Annotated in this window: 20 protein-coding genes; 6 read left to right on the top strand and 14 right to left on the bottom strand. The window is 59.2% G+C overall.

From position 1 onward, the window contains the following. Positions 1-19: 19 nt before the first annotated feature. Positions 20-361 carry a 4a-hydroxytetrahydrobiopterin dehydratase gene (locus tag ACNAZA_RS02110; protein WP_415794736.1) on the top strand — a complete coding sequence of 114 codons (342 nt, stop codon included), beginning with the start codon at positions 20-22 and terminating at the stop codon, positions 359-361. Further along, entirely contained in the window at positions 358-1,341 is a 984-nt protein-coding gene (gene rsgA, locus ACNAZA_RS02105; protein WP_415794735.1) for a ribosome small subunit-dependent GTPase A, read from the top strand. Before ACNAZA_RS02110 ends, rsgA begins: the two co-directional genes overlap by 4 nt. Before the next feature lie 107 nt (positions 1,342-1,448). Here rsgA and ACNAZA_RS02100 read toward each other — a convergent pair whose 3' ends face one another. The 6 genes from ACNAZA_RS02100 to rpsP form a co-directional block, all read right to left on the bottom strand. Beyond that, positions 1,449-2,435 (bottom strand): CobD/CbiB family protein, encoded by a 987-nt coding sequence (locus ACNAZA_RS02100; RefSeq protein WP_415794733.1) that lies wholly within the window; start codon positions 2,433-2,435, stop codon positions 1,449-1,451. Between the two features lie 47 nt (positions 2,436-2,482). Next, entirely contained in the window at positions 2,483-3,205 is a 723-nt protein-coding gene (locus ACNAZA_RS02095) for a CoA pyrophosphatase (RefSeq protein ID WP_415794731.1), read from the bottom strand. Between the two features lie 132 nt (positions 3,206-3,337). After that, positions 3,338-3,724, bottom strand: a complete 387-nt coding sequence (gene rplS, locus ACNAZA_RS02090; protein ID WP_120970718.1) for a 50S ribosomal protein L19 — start codon at positions 3,722-3,724, stop codon at positions 3,338-3,340. 141 nt (positions 3,725-3,865) lie between these two features. After that, positions 3,866-4,645: a tRNA (guanosine(37)-N1)-methyltransferase TrmD gene (trmD, locus tag ACNAZA_RS02085; RefSeq protein WP_415794730.1), complete on the bottom strand. Its 780-nt coding sequence runs from the start codon at positions 4,643-4,645 to the stop codon at positions 3,866-3,868. A gap of 50 nt (positions 4,646-4,695) precedes the next feature. Next, positions 4,696-5,265: a ribosome maturation factor RimM gene (rimM, locus tag ACNAZA_RS02080; protein WP_415794729.1), complete on the bottom strand. Its 570-nt coding sequence runs from the start codon at positions 5,263-5,265 to the stop codon at positions 4,696-4,698. Between the two features lie 107 nt (positions 5,266-5,372). Next, the gene (gene rpsP / locus ACNAZA_RS02075) at positions 5,373-5,627 is read right to left on the bottom strand and encodes a 30S ribosomal protein S16 (protein ID WP_120966513.1); all 255 of its coding nucleotides are present in this window, start codon (positions 5,625-5,627) and stop codon (positions 5,373-5,375) included. Positions 5,628-5,770: 143 nt separating this feature from the next. Between rpsP and ACNAZA_RS02070 the strand changes: the two genes are divergently transcribed. Beyond that, positions 5,771-6,295: a GNAT family N-acetyltransferase gene (locus tag ACNAZA_RS02070; RefSeq protein ID WP_415794728.1), complete on the top strand. Its 525-nt coding sequence runs from the start codon at positions 5,771-5,773 to the stop codon at positions 6,293-6,295. A gap of 80 nt (positions 6,296-6,375) precedes the next feature. After that, positions 6,376-6,861, top strand: coding sequence for a TM2 domain-containing protein (locus tag ACNAZA_RS02065; protein WP_415794727.1), 486 nt, complete (start codon positions 6,376-6,378; stop codon positions 6,859-6,861). Between the two features lie 88 nt (positions 6,862-6,949). Here the strand turns inward: ACNAZA_RS02065 and ACNAZA_RS02060 are convergent, their stop codons facing one another. Then, positions 6,950-7,105: a hypothetical protein gene (locus ACNAZA_RS02060; RefSeq protein ID WP_415794726.1), complete on the bottom strand. Its 156-nt coding sequence runs from the start codon at positions 7,103-7,105 to the stop codon at positions 6,950-6,952. A 65-nt stretch (positions 7,106-7,170) separates the two neighbouring features. On the opposite strand from ACNAZA_RS02060, the gene ACNAZA_RS02055 reads away from it, so the two are divergent. Then, a complete protein-coding gene (locus ACNAZA_RS02055) occupies positions 7,171-8,946 on the top strand; it encodes a putative bifunctional diguanylate cyclase/phosphodiesterase (protein WP_415794725.1) in 1,776 nt (591 codons plus the stop codon). A gap of 125 nt (positions 8,947-9,071) precedes the next feature. Here ACNAZA_RS02055 and ACNAZA_RS02050 read toward each other — a convergent pair whose 3' ends face one another. Together ACNAZA_RS02050 and ACNAZA_RS02045 are read right to left on the bottom strand one after the other, a co-directional pair. Beyond that, positions 9,072-10,082 (bottom strand): inorganic phosphate transporter, encoded by a 1,011-nt coding sequence (locus ACNAZA_RS02050; RefSeq protein ID WP_120966509.1) that lies wholly within the window; start codon positions 10,080-10,082, stop codon positions 9,072-9,074. A 19-nt stretch (positions 10,083-10,101) separates the two neighbouring features. Next, positions 10,102-10,749: a DUF47 domain-containing protein gene (locus ACNAZA_RS02045; RefSeq protein WP_415794724.1), complete on the bottom strand. Its 648-nt coding sequence runs from the start codon at positions 10,747-10,749 to the stop codon at positions 10,102-10,104. Between the two features lie 309 nt (positions 10,750-11,058). Between ACNAZA_RS02045 and ACNAZA_RS02040 the strand changes: the two genes are divergently transcribed. Continuing rightward, entirely contained in the window at positions 11,059-11,397 is a 339-nt protein-coding gene (locus tag ACNAZA_RS02040) for a hypothetical protein (RefSeq protein ID WP_415794723.1), read from the top strand. Between the two features lie 159 nt (positions 11,398-11,556). On the opposite strand, the gene ACNAZA_RS02035 is transcribed toward ACNAZA_RS02040, so the two are convergent. From ACNAZA_RS02035 to ACNAZA_RS02015, 5 genes are all read right to left on the bottom strand, one after another. Then, on the bottom strand, positions 11,557-12,321 hold the full coding sequence (locus ACNAZA_RS02035) for an ABC transporter ATP-binding protein (RefSeq protein WP_415794722.1): 765 nt from the start codon (positions 12,319-12,321) through the stop codon (positions 11,557-11,559). 2 nt (positions 12,322-12,323) lie between these two features. After that, on the bottom strand, positions 12,324-13,106 hold the full coding sequence (locus ACNAZA_RS02030; protein WP_415794721.1) for an ABC transporter ATP-binding protein: 783 nt from the start codon (positions 13,104-13,106) through the stop codon (positions 12,324-12,326). Positions 13,107-13,132: 26 nt separating this feature from the next. Further along, the gene (locus tag ACNAZA_RS02025; RefSeq protein WP_415794720.1) at positions 13,133-14,212 is read right to left on the bottom strand and encodes an ABC transporter permease subunit; all 1,080 of its coding nucleotides are present in this window, start codon (positions 14,210-14,212) and stop codon (positions 13,133-13,135) included. Positions 14,213-14,221: 9 nt separating this feature from the next. Further along, the gene (locus tag ACNAZA_RS02020; RefSeq protein ID WP_120966505.1) at positions 14,222-15,151 is read right to left on the bottom strand and encodes a branched-chain amino acid ABC transporter permease; all 930 of its coding nucleotides are present in this window, start codon (positions 15,149-15,151) and stop codon (positions 14,222-14,224) included. A 362-nt stretch (positions 15,152-15,513) separates the two neighbouring features. After that, positions 15,514-16,872: a replication-associated recombination protein A gene (locus ACNAZA_RS02015; RefSeq protein ID WP_415794719.1), complete on the bottom strand. Its 1,359-nt coding sequence runs from the start codon at positions 16,870-16,872 to the stop codon at positions 15,514-15,516. Positions 16,873-17,198: the final 326 nt, after the last annotated feature.

Raw genomic sequence — 17,198 nt, 5'->3', positions numbered from 1 at the left:
ATCAACGGACAGACACACCATGACCCCCACACGTTTGCAGCAAAAGGACTGGTCCCAACTCCCCCGCGTTGCCATCGCAGCCCATGAGCTGCGCCAGCAACTGCCCACACTACCGGGCTGGGAGCTGGACGAAAAGCGCGAGAGCGCAGCCATCACCAAGACGTTTGCCTTTGCCAATTTCTATGAAACCATGGCGTTTGTGAATGCGCTGGCACTGATTGCCCACCAGCAGGATCACCACCCCGATCTGGAGGTCAGCTATGGCCGCTGCACCGTACGCCTGAACACCCACGATGTGGGCGGCATCTCGGCCACCGACATGGATTGCGCACGCCGCATCAACGCTTTGCTGGCCGCATGAAAAAGACATTCGGTAAACAGCAGGGTGCCGAACGCGCCCAGTTGCTGGAAGGATTGGTCGTCTCCAGCCATGGCCGTCACTGTGTGGTGGAAGCCGCCGGCGGCGCACGCCATATCTGCCATCCACGCGGCAAAAAAGGCCAGGCCGTGGTTGGCGACCAGGTGCAGTGGCTGCTGCCACCCGAAGGCCAGGGCGAGGCTGGCACGATAGAGAAAGTGCTGCCGCGCAAAAACCTGTTCTACCGCCAGGACGAGATACGCACCAAGAGCTTTGCCGCCAATCTCGATCAGGTGCTGATCCTGATCGCGGCCGAACCGGTTTTCTCCGAAAGCCAGCTGGCGCGGGCCTTGATTGCCGCCGAAGCCACACAGATCAAGCCCATCATCGCCCTGAACAAGCGCGATCTGACCGAGGCTTTTGCTTCGGGCTGGCAACGCCTGGAGCCTTATCGCCAGATGCGTCACGGGCAGGAAAAGCACCACTACGAAGTGTTGCCGCTGTCCCTGACCACCGATGGCGAGACGGACAAGGCCTTGCTGATGCAATACCTGCAGGGCAAGCGCACGCTGGTGCTGGGCCCTTCGGGCTCGGGCAAGAGCACGTTGATCAATCTCTTGATTCCCGGCACCAATGCCGCCACCAACGAGATTTCTCAGGCACTGAACTCCGGCAAGCACACGACGACGACCACCAGTTGGTACTGGATGGATGAGACGCGCGAAACCGCCTTGATCGACTCGCCCGGCTTTCAGGAGTTCGGCCTGCGGCATCTGCAGCCCACGGACCTGCCCAAATACATGCCCGATATCGGCGCGCTGGCCGACCAGTGCAAGTTCTACAACTGCACCCACTTGCACGAACCCGGCTGCGCCGTGATGGCGCAAGTCGAGGCCACCGGCAGCGAACACTGCATCAGTGCCAACCGCTACCGGATCTACGGTGACCTGTTCGACGAGCTGAGCCAGGAACAGCGCTACTGAGCACGCGAAAAATCAAGCAAAAATGCCCCGATCTTCGGGGCATTTTTGATGAAAACAAACTCAAACGCTTATGAATAAAGCGCCATCAGCTATCAAAAAAGGACTGATCAGCCCAGCAGGCGCGCAAAGGTGAGCAAGGCCAAGAGCAGCAGCCACACCACCACCGAGCGCCAGACCAGGCCGACCACGCTGCGCAAATGGCCCAACTCGGGCTCACGGCCCGGGGTCACCTCGCTGCCGGGATCCCACTGGCTGTCTTCTGGCTCATCGCCATAGCCGGCGTCGCGGCGGCGCAAGGCTTCGCCGCCCAGGCGCACGTTGATGGCACCTGCCGTGGCGGCCAGAATCACGCCGTTGTTGTCATTGGGAAAGCGCTGGGCATAGAGGCGCCAGTTATCTATGGCTTCTTCAAAGCTGCCCACCATGGCAAACGACAGCGCAGTCAGCCGGGCCGGCAGCCAGTCAATCACATACCAGGCCCCCATAGCGGCTTTTTGCAGGCGCTCGCTGACCGGGGGTTGAGCACCTTCAAGCCCTTTGCGCGACCATGCGCGCGCAAGGTATTCGGCCATGCGGTACAACACTGCACCCAGCGGCCCCAGACCCACGGCGGCCAGCACCGAGAACCAGAACAGCACGCCGAACACATGACGGTGCGCAGCCAGCACCGAATACTCGATCACATGGCGCACCACTTCGCTGCGCGGCACCTCGCTGGCATCCACTTGCTGCCAATCGGCCAGTTCCTGGCGCGCCGTCAATTCATCGCCGGCATCCAGGGCATCGCGAATCCGCGTGAAATGATGGCTGAACTGCCGAAAGCCCAGTGTGGCGTAGAGCACGGCCACGTTCCAGACCATGGCCACAGGCCAGCCGATGAATTCCAACAAGCCCCAGTAAATGCCGACAACGAGAATGCTGGGCAGCAGCACGGCCATGGCCCAGGCCAGCCAGCCGTGGTGGGGCCTGCCCGCATCAAAGTTGCGGCGTGCGGTCACAGTCCACGCTTTGTAACCCGTGTGTACCAGATTGGATCGGGCCAGCGGGCGCGCCTGCTCGATCAGCAAGGCGATCAGGATGGCAAAAAAGCTCATTGGCCCATCATACCGGCGGGTTTTACCCGCCTGTTACACCGACCGATTCAGGCCGATAAAAAACGGTAAAGATTGCGCAGCATGCCTGCCGTCGCACCCCAGATATAGCGCTGCTGCAGCCCGTCCTGATAAGGCATGGCAAACCATTCTCGGTCCACCCCCTGCCATTGCATGCCATGGCGTTCGTGGTGAGCGGGGTTGAGCAAGAACGACAGCGGCACCTCGAACAGATCGGCCACCTCACCGGGAGTGGGAAAATAGCTGGGCTGAGGATGGATCAGCGCCACCACCGGTGTGATGTGAAAAGCCGTGCCCGTGACATAGACCGGCAGACGCCCCAGCACCTCCACATTCCTGGGCGTCAGGCCGACTTCCTCATGGGCTTCGCGCACGGCCGTGACCTCGGCCGAGCCATCCTGCGGATCGCGTTTGCCGCCGGGAAAGGCAATCTGCCCGGAATGGGTGGAGAGCCCGGCAGAGCGCACCGTCAGCAGCACGGTAGGCTCTTCCCGCAAGACAATCGGCACCAAGACCGCGGCATCGAAAGGCAGACGGTCGGTAAAGCGCTTTTCAATCATGTCCTCGGGCTGCCACAGAGGCGGCTGGGCAAAGCGCTGGCGCAAGGCCTGGGGCGTCTGCTGCGCTGCAGGAACCGCCGGCAGGCCGCTGTCTATGCCAATCAGTGGCGCCTCACGAGGATCGGTGATACCGGTATAGCGCGGAATCTCGGCACCAGAAACCGCCAAAAGAGAGGGAGCAGAAGTGGGCATGCGTGCAAGGTCGAAAACCACCAGCCATGAAGGTGGGGAATAAAAAAGCCGCTACAGACAAACTGTAGCGGCTTTCGCTTCCTAGCGTGGGCCAACGGGGCTTGCGCCCTGTCTCCCACGCATCGCGCGCAATTAAGCTGCTGTTGCAGCAGCCTTGTTGACGCGCGAAGGCAGCTTTTCCTTGATACGAGCAGACTTGCCGCTACGTTCACGCAGGTAGTACAGCTTGGCACGGCGCACATCGCCGCGACGCTTGACTTCGATGCCAGCGATCAGGGGGGAGTAGGTTTGGAACGTACGTTCCACGCCTTCACCGCTGGAGATCTTGCGCACTGTGAAGCCGCTGTTCAGGCCGCGATTACGCTTGGCAATCACCACGCCTTCGTAAGCTTGAACGCGCTTACGGCTGCCTTCCACCACATTCACGCTCACGATGACGGTGTCACCGGGGGCGAATTCGGGGATGGTCTTGTTCAGGCGAGCGATTTCTTCTTGCTCGAGAGTCTGGATCAGGTTCATGATTTTCATCCACCTTGATCTTGTCCGCGCCAGAATTGGCAAGCGCCGGGATTGACGCCATGGCTGCATTCAAAGTTGCTTGCTCAAGGCAGACAGCTTCGCTCCTTGCAGCGGCCGGATAGAGGATCAAAGAGCCTTGGATTATAGCTTGGGCGCGTTTTTTGCCAAAAACCCTTCGTCTTTGGCGTTCAGCAAGCCTTGTTCGCGCGCCTGCACGATCAGCTCAGGCCGGTGGGAAGCAGTGATGCGCAGCCGCTGATCACGCCTCCAGCGCTCTATATGTGCGTGGTGGCCAGACAACAGTTCGGGCGGAACTTCCTGGCCGTTCCAGACTTCGGGGCGAGTGTAATGCGGACAGTCCAGCAGGCCGTCAAGCGCCGGATTGAAGCTGTCTTGCTGAAAACTGCCTTCATCGTTGAGCACGCCGGGCTGCAGACGCGCCAGCGAATCCAGCAGCACCATGGCTGCCAGCTCGCCGCCGGACAGCACAAAATCGCCCAGACTCAGCTGATGGCTGACATAGGTATCGATAAAGCGCTGGTCAATGCCTTCGTAGCGACCACACAGCAGCACGGCACCTCGACTTTCGGCCCACTGCGCCACCACCTCGTGCTTGAGCGTGGTGCCAATGGGAGAGAACAGCAGCAGCGGCGCGGGCTCAAGCTGCTCTTGCGCATCCTCTGCGGCACGGGCAGCGCGTATGGCTTGAAGGCAATGCAGCAGTGGCTCGGCCATCATCACCATGCCGGGACCGCCGCCAAAGGGGCGGTCATCCACACGGCGGTAGTTGCCTTCGGCGTAATCACGCGGATTCCACAAGTGCACCGCAACCTGGCCAGAGCTGTAGGCGCGACGCGTTACCCCGCTTTCCAGAAACGGGGTAAACAACTCGGGAAACAGGGTAATGATGTCAAAGCGCATGTTGTACAAGCGTCATAAGCTATTCAATTAATAGCAAAACGCATTCAGTCTCAGTAGTCGGCTTGCCAGTCAGCCACGATGGTCTTGCCGGGCAAGTCCACGGAATCCACATAGGCATCGACAAACGGAATCAGGCGCTCCTGCTCCTTGCCGTCTTGCTCGTAACCCAGGATCAACACCGTTTGCGGTCCGGTGGACAGCAAATCCCGAACCACGCCCAGCGCCACGCCTTCACGGTTCACCACCGACAGACCCAGCAGGTCTACCCAGTAGTACTCGCCGTCATCGGTCTTGGGGAAATGCTCGCGTGCCACAAACACACGGGCGCCGCGCAGAGCTTCGGCTGTATTTCGGTCTTCCACCACAGGCGAGGTGGCGACGATGGTGTCGGAGTGCACACGCGCCTGCTTGACGGGCAGCAACACCGTGCCGGTGAACTGCTTGGCACCTTTTTCGGCAGGCAGCAAAAACCATTCCTTGGCCGCAAACAGCGCTTCGGGGTCGCTGCTGAAGGCCATGACCTTGAACCAGCCTTTGATGCCCCAGGCATCGGCAATGCGTCCTACCTCCACCGCATCAGCAGGCAGGGTTGTGGCTTCGAGGGCGGGCATATGGCTCATGGCTTTGGTCAGAATAATCAATCGGGAAAACAATGAAAAACGGGTTCCGTCAGACAAGCTGACGGAACCCGCTTAATGGAATTGCCTTGAGGGCAGCGACCTAAAAATTAGGCAGCAACCTTCTTTGCAGCTTCCTTGATCAGGCGTTCAGCGGTATCGGAAGCTTGGGCACCCACGCTCTTCCAATAGTTCACGCGATCCAGGACAACACGCAGGCCTTCTTCAGCGCCACGGGCGCTGGGGTTGTAGAAACCCAGACGCTCGATGAAGGCGCCATCGCGACGAACGCGCTTGTCAGCAGCAACAATGTTGTAGAACGGACGAGCCTTGGAGCCGCCGCGAGACAGTCGAATAACAACCATGATTTTTCCTTTGGGTGGTCACGGCAGTGCTATAAAAGTGTGCACTCCCGCGCAGGTTTTCTTGCGACGTTTGAGACACGCGACATGGCCACCCGGCCAGCGACACGCCGTAAAACACGCGATTATATCGAGTTTGAGAATTCATGCCCATCATTCGACCCGCCTGCGAGCAGGATATCGCGGCCATCACCGCCATTTATCGGCATCACGTTCTCAACAGCACAGGCACTTTCGAGGTAAAACCGCCCTCCGATGCCGAGATGAGCCGCCGCCGTCAGGATGTGCTCGGCAAAGGCCTACCCTATCTGGTGGCCGTCAATGAGACGGGCCAGGTACTGGGCTTCGCTTATGCCAACTGGTTCAAACCCCGGCCGGCCTATCGATTTTCGGCCGAAGACTCGATTTACGTGGCCGAATCCGCGCGTGGACAAAGAATTGGCGCACTGCTGCTCCATGCGCTGTGCGAGGCCTGCCAAGCCGCCGGCGTACGCAAACTGATTGCAGTCATCGGAGATAGCGACAACGCAGCTTCCATTGGCGTACACGCCGGCAGAGGTTTCAGCCATGCAGGCACGTTATCCAGCGTGGGGTGGAAATTCGGCCGCTGGCTGGACATCGTGATGATGGACAAGAGCCTGGGTGAGGGAGATAGCTCTTGCCCCGAATAAAGCTGCATGAATAATGAACTCAGCGCGGCGCAATACCGCAACCCTGAACGCTGTTCGAGATCGCTTTTCCTCTGCCCGCCATGAGTTCTACCCCCTCCCTTGCCGCACGCCCTGCTCGCAGCAAAAGCAAAACCCTGGCCACCTGGCTGGCCTTTCTGGGTGGCCCGCTGGGCTTGCACCGTTTCTATCTATATGGGCTGGGAGACTGGATGGGCTGGCTGCTGCCGGTGCCCACAGCGCTCGGCATCTACGGCATAGAGCGTGTACAGCAACTGGGTCAGGACGATCAGCTGAGCTGGTTTCTGATTCCGCTGCTGGGTTTCAGCATGGCAGGCTGCGCCTTGCGCGCCATCCTGTATGGACTGACCGATATCAGGCAATGGAATCTGCATTTCAATCCCGGCCAGCCAGCAGAAACCGCTGCAGGCCAGACCCGCTGGGCCACGATTTTCGGCGTGGCACTCGCGCTGATGGTGGGGGCCACGGTACTGATGGCCAGCATTGCCTACAGCTTTCAGCACTACTTTGAATATCAGGTGCAAGAGGCACGCAAGATTTCCCAATGAGCCAGCGCCTCAGAAAGCTTAAACCGGCCACTTTCGCCGGCCCATATGAAACGCAATGTCACATCCAATCGATGACAACTGTAGGAATTCAGCGGGCAATCATGTAGGCAGTTGTGTTTTTGAAATATTTGACGCCGACTTCCATCACATTTGTTTTCAATGCAACCACAATGTCACAGACAGAGATCTGGATTCGAGCACTGAGCTGATGTGCATCGCCTTCGGGTAGATCACGGGTTTTCATCTGACCCAACCTCGGCAAACGAACCAGCTTCCACCAGCGGCCAATGTTTGCTTCAAGAGGTTCTCATGCAAGCACCCCATGACAAGCCCTGTACAGCTGACGCCAGCACGCCCACCAGCTTTTCTGCGGCCACGGGATTGGTAGGCGCTTACGGAGAGCAGCTGTTTCGCATCCTAGAACAGGCCGCCAGCGGCTATGTGCTGCTGGATTCGCAAAATCGTGTTCAGCGCTGGAACGAAGGCTATCTAGGCCTTTTCCCATGGCTGTCACCGCTGGTCAGAACAGGGGTGGCCTTTGAGAGCTTGCTGCAATTCACACAAACCATCCCCAGCCAGCACAGCAGCACAATTGCCCAGCTCGGTGAATTGAGCAACGCACACCGTCTGTTGCTTGCCAAACAGCAGACCAGCCTGGAGCAGCAACTGCCCGACGGTCGTGGCATCACCCTGGCGGCCAGCCCACTGTCTGCCGGCTACACCCTCATCACCTACCGCACCATCGCCCAGCAGCACAGCGACAGCCTGGCCTTTTTCGACTCGCTCTCCAATCTGCCCAACCGCAGGTTGCTGCTGGATCGCCTCTCTCACGCCATGATCCAGTCCGAACGCACAGGCTGGCGCGGCGCCTTGCTCAACATTGATTTGCAGCAGCTCAAGGCCGTCACTCAGGGAGCAGCCATAGCCGGCCTGGTGGCGGAGATCACCCAACGCCTGCTGGGCTGCGTGCGAGCCAACGACACGGTTGCGCGCGTGGACGAAGCACATTTCGTCGTCATGATTTCGGATCTCTCACCCGATGTGGAGCTTGCCCAATTGCTGGTCGAACGCATGGGCGAGCGGCTGCTCGAGAGCCTGGGTGCACCCTATCTCGTCAACGGCCGCAGCCAGCCGCTGCAAGCCCATATCGGAGCCACGCTGTTTGGGCCTCATTCACGCTCCGCCACCGAGCTGCTGAGCCAGGCCGAAGCCGCCATGTACAAGCTGCGCGATGAGGACCCCAAGGGCTTGCACTTCTTCAAGCCCGAGCCGCAATTGCCGGCGCAGCGCCTGCAGATGGAGCAGGAACTGCGCGAGGCCCTGCGCCTGGGGCAGTTCCAGATGCAGTACCAGCCCCAGTACTCCCAGCAAGGTGAGATGACCGGCCTAGAAGCCCTGCTGCGCTGGCACCAACCCAGGCGCGGCGTGGTGCCCCCCCGCATGTTCATCACGGTGGCAGAGGAAAGCGGCATCATTGTTCCCCTGGGGCTCTGGGTGATTCAGGCCGTGTGCGAGCAGATCGCGTTGTGGAAAAGTGACCCGCAGCTGTGCACTCTTCCCGTTGCCGTCAACATCAGCCTGCAGCAGTTGCAGCAAGCAGACTTTGCCAACCAGGTCGAGCAGATCATCAAACTCTGCGGTATCGCCCCAAGGCAATTGTTGCTGGAGTTTTCTGCAGCCCAGCTGCAAAACGCCACGCACGACAATCTTCAGACGTTGCGCCAGCTGGCCTCTGGCGGCATACGCCTGTCTCTCGATGACTTTGGCGCAATGCCCACTTCACAGAATCTGCTGATGCAGCTGCCGCTGTTCCAGCTCAAGATTTCTCAATCCCTGGTGCAAAGACTGGGTCCAAACAACGCCAGCGAGGCAGCCATGCAAGCAGCTATAGCGATGGCCAAGCAGCTGAAGATACAGATCGTGGCCAGCGGCGTAGAGACGCTGGAACAGCGCGCCTTGCTGATGCAAAACGATTGCCAACAGTTTCTGGGCTATCTGTTCAGCGTTCCCGTTCCAGCCAGCCAGCTCAAGTCCCTGCTGTACAGCAAGCCGACTCACAGAAGCGACCCGCTGCTGGTGGGCTGACAGCCCACATAAACCAGCCTCCCAATGAAAAAAGGCTTCGCATTCGCGAAGCCTTTGATTTTTCAAGCCAATCACGCTGCAGTCCTTTAAGGATGTGCGCTTTCAGCTCTCAATTCAGAAGTTCATCAGAACAGCTGCAAGCTCAACCAATAGGCAATGGAGGCCACGAAAGCGCTGGCAGGAATCGTCAGAACCCAGGCCCAGACGATGTTGCCCGCCACGCCCCAGCGCACGGCACTGGCGCGCTGTGTGGAGCCCACACCGACAATGGCACCCGTGATGGTGTGCGTGGTCGAGACCGGCACGCCCAGGAAGGTGGCCAGAAACAGCGTCAATGCACCACCGCTTTCGGCACAGAAGCCGCCCACAGGCTTGAGCTTGGTGATCTTCTGACCCATGGTCTTGACGATGCGCCAGCCTCCAAACATCGTGCCCATGCCAATGGCCAGATAGCAGCTGATGATGGTCCAGGTAGGTGGCTCGGCATCCGCCGCATTGGCATATCCGGTCGCAATCAGCAACAGCCAGATGATGCCGATGGTCTTTTGCGCATCATTGCCGCCGTGGCCGAGGCTATAGGCACCGGCCGAAACCAGTTGCAGACGACGAAACCACTTGTCCACACGATTGGGGCTTGCGCGGCGGCAAACCCAGGCCACCAGCACCATCATCAACGAGCCCAGCAGGTAACCCAGCACAGGCGAGACGAAGATGAAAGCCACGGTCTTCCAGATACCGCTGGCGATCAGTGCACCAGCACCGGCCTTGGCAATCACCGCACCGACGATACCGCCGATCAGCGCATGCGAAGAGCTGCTGGGGATGCCGTAAATCCAGGTGATGATGTTCCAGGCGATGGCGCCCACCAGTGCACCGAACACCACATGAGTATCCACAATGCCGGGTTGAACAATGCCCTTACCAACGGTTGCCGCCACACTGAGGTGGAAGACAAAAATCGCGACGACATTGAAGAAAGCCGCAAACAACACGGCTTGCGTGGGCTTGAGCACCCCCGTGGAAACCACGGTGGCAATGGAGTTGGCCGCATCGTGAAAGCCGTTCATGAAATCGAACAGCAAGGCGAGCACAACCAACAAGATCACAACCCAAAGGGCTGCTTGTACGGATTCCATTTTCCAGCTCCCGCGAGAATCAGGAATTCTCGAGGACGATGCCCTCGATCAGATTGGCCACGTCTTCGCAGCGGTCGGTGATGGTTTCCAGCAACTCGTAAATCGCCTTGAGCTTGATCACTTCACGCACATCGGGCTCTTCACGGAACAGCTTGCTCATGGCGGCGCGCATCACGCGGTCCGCATCGCTTTCCAGCCTGTCGATCTCATCGCAGGTCTTGGTCGAGGCTTCCACCACGCTCGGATCTGCGATGCGATCCAGCATCTTCACGGCATCACGAACGCGCTCGCAGCAGCGCACGGACAGATCCGTCAGACGCGTGATTTCGTCCGTCATATGGCGCACGTCGTACAGCGCCATGGTCTCTGCCGAATCCTGAATCAGGTCGGCCACATCGTCCATGGTGTTGATCAGCGAGTGGATGTGCTCGCGGTCCAGCGGAGTGATGAAAGTCTTGTGCAGCAGCTTGGTGACGTCATGTGTCACCTTGTCTGCCGCGCGCTCAGCGTTATCCACATCGTCGTTGTATTTCTGACGCAGATGGGGATCGTTGTAATTGGCTACCAGCTGCGAGAAGGCGTGCGCAGCATCAACGATGTGGTCAGCATGTTGATTGAACATCTCGAAAAAATTGCCTTCGCGCGGCAACAATTTGCCAAACAGCATGAATGCTCCTTACCGGGGAAAAAATAAAACCAGGCGACTCACTACGGCACAAAGGTGTGCAGGCATGGCTTCCCGGTTTGAATGACGCGAAGTGTACTCTTGAGTCTTTTTGCGTTTCTGCGCGCCTCAAAGACACCCCTTCAAGCCGCACGAAAAATAAAATACACCGTGCCAAGCTCGCACAAACCTGTCAAAGAAAACCCTAGGCTCGCGACCGGCTCGGCCAGCACACGACAAACCACGCAGCCGCCGCGAATGTGATCGCTTCCTCCATGCTCGAAGCTGATCCACCTGGAAGGCCGATCAGCCATGCGCCTGACAGGCCGCAATCACAGGCATTCTCACAGTGCAATACGCCACAACATCCAGGCTCCGGCCACCAGTACGCAGTTGCAAAAGCCATCAGCAGCAGGACCAAAAGACGGCCACAATCGTGCTCATTGCTGCTGGCCCTGTATCTGCAACACCGCGGCCCGCACGCATGTTCGTCGCAGTCTCCAGCAGCCATCGGGCTTTTTATCGGCAGAGATCACCTGGTTTGCGGGCATGGAGGCCATCCAGATCACACGCGAATTCATTCTAAAAATTTCTTTTATTTATATGCAAATACAAAAATCCGCATTTAAAGAAATAAAACGAATCAATTAACAACAATAACAACATTTCAAAAACATCAAAGAAACGTCATTTTTTTGTCATGTTTGCATTTTTGGGGGCATATTTAAGCGCCTCATGATGAAAATACAGCGCTGAAACGACTCAGAAAAGGCGCGTTTGAGGGCCTTGTTCTGCCTGCCTTCCAGAGGCTCACTCACCCAGATACGCAGCGCGAACCCGGGGGTCATTGAGCAAGGTCTGGCCTTTGCCGGTCATGGTGATGATGCCGGACTCCATCACATACCCCCGGTCGGCAACGGCCAGAGCGCGGCTGGCGTTCTGCTCGACCAGCACCATGGTCACGCCCAGCGCGTACACATCCCGCACCACTTCAAAAATCTTGTCCACCATGATGGGAGACAGGCCCATGGAAGGCTCGTCGAGCAGCAAGACCTTGGGCTGGCTCATCAGTGCCCGCGCCATGGCCAGCATTTGCTGCTCGCCGCCGGACATGGTGCCCGCCAGCTGATCCTTGCGCTCCTTCAGGCGCGGAAAGATGCCGAACATGCGCTCGATATCGGCCTGAATGCCGGCCTTGTCATTGCGCGTATAAGCGCCCATGAGCAGGTTTTCGGTGATGGTCATGCGGGCAAAGACGCCACGCCCCTCGGGCACCATGACCAGACCTTGCTTGACCAGATCCCAGGCTCCTTTGTTCTTGATGCTCTGACCCAGATACAGAATTTCGCCATCGGCCATGGGCAGACCGCGCGTCACAGCCTTCATGGTGGTGGTCTTGCCCGCACCGTTGGAGCCGATCAGCGAAACCAACTCGCCCTCGCGCACCTCGAAGTCCACACCTTTGACGGCCTGGATGCCGCCATAGGCCACCTTGAGGTTTTTGACGGCCAGCAGTATCTGACTCGCGGATTTGCCCGTCACGGCCACCAGTCTGTCTTGGATTTGCTCTTGCATAGTCAATGCCCTCCGGTGCCCAGATAGGCTTCAATCACTTTTTCATTCTTCTGCACCTGTGCCGGCGTGCCTTCGGCAATCGGCTTGCCGTAGTCCAGCACCGTGACACGGTCGCACAGGCCCATGACCAGCTTCACATCGTGCTCGATCAACAAGATGGTGCGCTGATCGTTGCGAATGCGGTCGATCAGCTCGCGCAGCTGCAGTTTTTCGGTGGCATTCATGCCGGCAGCGGGTTCGTCCAAGGCAATCAGCTTGGGATCGGTCGCCAAAGCGCGAGCAATCTCCAGGCGACGCTGATCGCCGTACGAGAGGGTGCGGGCCTTGAAGTCCGCGTATTTGCCAATGCCTACATAGTCGAGCAGCTCATACGCTCTTGCACGAATTGCCGCCTCCTCGGCTTTGAAGCGCTTGGTGCGCAGCACGGCGCCTATCAGGCCCGAATGGGTGCGTACATGGCGGCCCACCATCACGTTCTCCAGTGCCGTCATTTCGGCAAACAGGCGGATATTCTGAAACGTGCGGGCAATGCCGGCCCTGGCCACCTTGTGCACGGCCGAGGGCTCGTAGGGCTTGCCAGCCAGTTCGAACTTGCCGCTGTCCGGCGTGTAGAGGCCGGTGATAACGTTAAAAAACGTGGTCTTGCCTGCGCCGTTAGGTCCTATCAGGCCGTACACCTGTCCGCGCTCAATCTTCATGCTCACGCCGGACAGGGCCTGCAGCCCGCCAAAGCGTTTGGAGATATCCGACACATCAAGGACGGTGGAAGTTGTGCTGTCTGCCATATCGGTTGCCATTCCTTGGTTCTGGATCAGGACGCACGCGTCAAATTCTTGCCATGCTCTGGCGTAGGCCACAGGCCGCGCGGGCGCATCAGCATGATGACGATCATGGCCAGAGCAATCAGCAGCTGACGCAAGATGGAGGCATCCAGACGACCGCCCGTCATCTCCTGCAAGGGGCCGGCCACATAGCGCAGCACCTCGGGCAGAGCCGACAGCAGCACGGCACCCAAAATCACGCCGGGGATATGGCCCAGGCCGCCCAGCACCACCATGGCCACGATCATCACCGACTCCATCAGGCTGAAGGACTCGGGCGAGACAAAGCCCTGGAAGGCGCCAAACATGGAACCGGCCACGCCGCCGAACGATGCGCCCATGCCAAAGGCCAGCAACTTCATATTGCGCACATTGATGCCCATGGCCTTGGCGGCAATCTCGTCCTCGCGAATCGCCATCCAGGCGCGGCCGATGCGCGAATCCTGCAGGCGGTAGCAGATCAGGATCGTGAGCAGCACCAGCGCCAGAAACAGGTAGTAGTACAGCGTCACCGAGGAAATATCAAAGCCGAAGATTTCCTGGCGCTTGGCCAGATCCAGGCCGAAGATCTTGACCGAATCCACCTGCGCCAGGCCTTTGGGGCCGTTGGTGATATTGACCGGCTGATCCAGGTTGTTCATGAAGATGCGGATGATCTCGCCAAAGCCCAACGTCACGATGGCCAGGTAATCGCCCCGCAATCTCAGCACCGGCAGGCCCAGCAGCACCCCGGCGCAAGCCGCCAGCAGCATGCCCAGCGGAATCACCAGCCAGATGGACGTGTGCAGCCCCTCGGGGAACATGTTTCTGAACCACTCGAAAGTCTCCCCCAGATGCGGCGAGGCCATGAGGGCAAACATATAGGCACCCACGGCGTAGAAAGCCACATAGCCCAGGTCCAGCAGACCCGCATAGCCCACCACGATATTGAGGCCCAGCGCCAGCATCACATACAGCAAGGCTAGGTCGGCAATCCGCACCCAGGCATTGCCAAAATACTGCAGTATCAGCGGCAGCACCAGCAAGGCCATACCGCCCAGTACCCAGTGGAGTGTTTTGTTGTTCTTCATGGTCACTCCTTATGCCCGATCGGCCACACGCTCACCCAGCAGGCCCGAGGGGCGCAGCGTGAGAATGATGATGAGCACGACAAAGGCAAAAATATCGGTGTACTGGCTGCCCAGCACGCCCCCGGTCAGGTCGCCGATATAACCGGAGCCAATCGACTCGATCAGGCCCAGCAGCAGGCCGCCGACCACGGCGCCCGCCAGATTGCCGATGCCGCCGAACACCGCGGCCGTGAACGCTTTGAGGCCGGGCAGGAAACCCATGGTGTGATGGGCCGTGCCGTAGTTGGAGGCGTACATGATGCCGGCAATGGCTGCCAGCACCGCACCGATGATGAAGGTGGCGGAGATGATCATGTCGGGTTTGACGCCCATCAGCGCCGCCACACGCGGGTTCTCGGCCGTGGCCCGCATGGCCCGACCCAATTTTGTGTAGTTGACCAGATACATCAACGAAGCCAGGGCCACGGCCGTCACGCCCAGCACCAGAATCTGCGTGGGCGTGATGACTGCCGAGCCAATTTCATAAGGCGTGCTGGACAGCAGCGTGGGGTAGGCCTTGTAGTTGGGCTTCCAGATGATCATGGCCAGCGTCTGCAGCAAGATGGAGACGCCGATGGCGGTGATCAGCGGCGCCAGGCGCGGGCTGTTGCGCAAGGGTCGGTAAGCGACTTTCTCGATCACGAAATTAAGCGAGGCCGCCACCACACAGGCAATGATGGTGGCCAGCAAAAGCATCAGCCAACCTGGCAAGCTGGGCATGGCCTCCTGCATCAAGCCTATGCAGCTCCAACTGGTCAAAGCTCCCACCATCAGCACCTCACCGTGCGCGAAGTTGATCAGCTGAATGATGCCGTACACCATGGTGTAGCCCAAGGCTATCAAGGCGTACATGCTGCCCAGAACCAGACCATTGATGATCTGCTGCAGCAAGATATCCATAAGCGCGCTCCCCTACCTCAACCCCAAGACGGAGACACTGCAAGCCTCTCATCCCGAAGGCGGGGCCAGCGATGCCATGGCACCCCTCCTGCCAGCCGCGGCTTTGTGAGCCGCTTGTGCCAAGAGGTTGGCGCGATTCTAGGCAGCAGTGCTCACGGTGCAGAGACGGGGTTTCCCGTGGCAAGGGCCTCGCTTGCTGCGACGCAGCAATGCCACGATTTCCACAAATCCAATGAATACAGCGACTTAGTTGCGCACTGCAGCATCAAGCCATGGAAAACACTAGGAGCAGATCAAAAATTGCAGCATGCACGCAGTGACCGTGTTACGACAACCGCCAAAGTTTCGCTTTACAAGGCGGCTTAAGTCTCATCCGTCCGAGGCGATCCGGCCGCCCCTGCCTCGCGTGCGGCATCGTTGCGGGCGCGCAGCTCGGCCAGTTTCTGGCCAATCTTGATCTCCAAGCCGCGCGGCACGGGTTCGTAAAAACCGGGCTCCTCCATGCCGTCGGGCAGATAACTCTCGCCCGCCGCAAAACCGCCCTCCTCGCTATGGGCGTAACGGTAGTCACGGCCGTAATCCAGCTCTTTCATCAGCTTGGTCGGTGCATTGCGCAAATGCAGGGGCACGGGGCGGGTGGCATCGGTCTTCACAAACGCCTTGGCCTTGTTGTAGGCCATATAACCAGCATTGCTTTTGGCCGCCACAGCCAAATAGATCACGGCCTGGGCCAGCGCCAGCTCGCCCTCGGGGCTGCCCAGGCGCTCATAGGTGGCGGCCGCGTCGTTACACAGCTGCATGGCACGCGGATCGGCCAGTCCTATGTCCTCCCAGGCCATGCGCACAATGCGCCGGGCCAGATAGCGCGGATCCGCTCCGCCGTCGAGCATGCGGCAAAACCAGTACAGGGCCGCATCGGGGTCCGAGCCGCGCACGGATTTGTGCAAGGCGCTGATGGTGTCGTAGAACTGTTCGCCCCCCTTGTCGTAGCGGCGCATGCGCTCGCCCAGCACCTTGAGCAACCAGGCATCGGTGATCTGCTCGATCTTGGCCTGTTCGGCGGTGATGGCCAGCGTCTCCAGCGTGTTGAGCAGGCGCCTGGCATCGCCGTCGGCATAGGCGATCAGGCGATCAAGCGCTTCATCTTCTATAGCTGAAACTGCTTGTATCGCCTGGGCCTTAGCCACTATTTGCTTCAAGTCATCAGCCGTCAGACTTTGCAGCACATACACCGCAGCGCGCGAGAGCAGGGCCGAATTGACTTCGAACGAGGGGTTTTCCGTGGTCGCACCGATAAAGGTGAACAGCCCGCTTTCCACATGGGGCAAGAAAGCGTCCTGCTGGCTTTTGTTGAAGCGGTGTACTTCGTCCACAAACACGATGGTGCGCTGCTGCATCAAGCCATCGCGGGCGGACTGGGCCTGCTCCACGGCTTCGCGAATGTCCTTGACCCCGCCCAGCACGGCGCTCATGGAGATGAACTGCGCATCAAAGGCATCGGCCATCAGACGGGCAATTGTGGTTTTTCCCACGCCCGGCGGGCCCCAGAGAATGCAGCTGTGCGGACGCCCCGACTCGAAGGCCAGCCGCAGCGGCATGCCTTCGCCCAGCACATGCTGCTGGCCTATCACCTCGCCAAGCGTGCGCGGACGCAGGCGCTCGGCCAGGGGCTGATGGGAAGCCGCAGAGACGGCAGGGGAGAAGCTCTTTTGCGTGACCATACCCCCTCGAGTATCCACGCCTGGGCCAACCCTGGCAGCTTGCAGCCTCTTTTCAGCGACGGATGCCACCCAGCTTTTCCACAATTCAATAACAGATTCCTATATCGTGGAAAATAGGGTTTTCAGCGGATCAACACTCTCCATTTACGAGGCCACCCCTCACTGATATGGAAAGTAGCTCCCTATCTGCCTGCCACAAGCCAGGCTGGAGCTACGCCCCGGTTTTTTGCCGCCCGATTTCATCCGGCCGGCAATGCCTGTGACTGATGCTGCCACCCGCGCCTCAGCCAGAACTCAATCGAAAGCATCCGCTACTTTCCTTGATT

The sequence above is a fragment of the Comamonas aquatilis genome (genome assembly GCF_965139575.1).
Lineage (GTDB): Bacteria > Pseudomonadota > Gammaproteobacteria > Burkholderiales > Burkholderiaceae_C > Comamonas > Comamonas aquatilis.
This window is presented reverse-complemented; position numbering and strand designations above follow the sequence as displayed.